The following is a 1,305-nucleotide window of genomic DNA, read 5'->3' as shown; positions in this document are numbered from 1 at the left end:
CCGGTGAAGGTGGTACAGCCGGATCAGCCGGATAAAGAGAGGTTGTCAAGGAAGTACCCACCTAAAGCCAAAGATGAGGTAATTCAGGTCGGAGAAACGGTAGAACTGGATGAACACAATATAGCAAATTGGGATGATATTTCGGATTACGTTGATGCTGTTTACGACGAGACAGAAGATAAAGACGAGATTTTGACAGACAGGCCGGGAAGATATAGAAATAGAGGAAAACTTCGAATCCTATATACCGATGGCTCTGAGAAAATCCTGAAGATCACCATCAAAGTAGAAGGTGAGGAGGAAACAGCAACCCCAAGCGAGGCAACTCCAAGTGAAGCAACCCCAAGCGAGGCCAAAGGAAACGACGCAAAGAAATACGACCCCATTCCTCAGGATGTAATCGTTAAGCCAGGAGAGACCCTGGAGCCGGAGGAGGGGATCAAGAATAAGGAAGAGCTTCCTTCTGATACAGAGTATAAGGACGTAACGCCTTCCAATGTAGACAAAACAAAGGACTATGAAGCAATTATCAAGGTGGTATATCCAGACGGCTCCTCAGAAGAGATTAAGGTTCCTGTGACGGTTTCCAAAGGCTCAAGGGGTACGGGCGGAAGCTGGAGCGGCGGTTCAGGCGGAGGCGGTTCAAGCTCAAGAATACTCAATACCAGCAACGACCGAATCTACGCAGACCCGGATATGAGCGTAAGCAGCGGATCGGTAGGAGGAAGCTGGATTCTGGTAGACGGGGCTTCCAACAAATGGTCCTACCATACCTCAACAGGAGCCCTGGCGAAAAAAGGCTGGATGTATATCTCAAATCCATATGCCAAGGATGAATATGGGAAATTTAGCTGGTTTAAGTTTAACGAAGACGGAATCATGGAGTATGGCTGGATCAAGAGCCAGAATGGGAAATGGTATCACACCCATGCAATTTCTGATGGAAATTTAGGGGTATTGCACAGAGGCTGGTATTATGAGCCGATGGACGGAAAGTGGTACTATCTTGACCAAAAGACAGGAGCCATGTGTGAGGGCTGGTTGCTGATAGACAATCAGTACTACTATTTTACAGAAGCAGCTAATGTTTTGCAGCAGACCTATCTGCAAAAGGAGGACGGCCACTGGTACTATGACAATCACAACAGGAGACCCTATGGCTCCATGTACCAGAATGAAAGAACCCCGGATAACTACTATGTAGATGCCAATGGAGTTTGGAAGCCAGAATCCTAAAACGAGGTAAGTATACGAAAAAGAGGCAATCAATGCTGACCGGGGAATGCCGCGTAAAGCGGCATTCCC

The 1,305-nt window shown here is 47.3% G+C and carries 1 protein-coding gene; it reads left to right on the top strand.

Going from position 1 to position 1,305, the window contains the following annotated elements; all coding sequences use genetic code 11:
* Window positions 1-1,236 (top strand): Rib/alpha-like domain-containing protein (locus FYJ39_RS20380; RefSeq protein WP_268890697.1); only part of this gene is annotated, 1,236 nt, incomplete at its 5' end.
* Window positions 1,237-1,305 lie beyond the last annotated feature (69 nt).

It is taken from the genome of Clostridium porci (assembly GCF_009696375.1).
GTDB lineage: Bacteria > Bacillota > Clostridia > Lachnospirales > Lachnospiraceae > Enterocloster > Enterocloster porci.
This window is presented reverse-complemented; position numbering and strand designations above follow the sequence as displayed.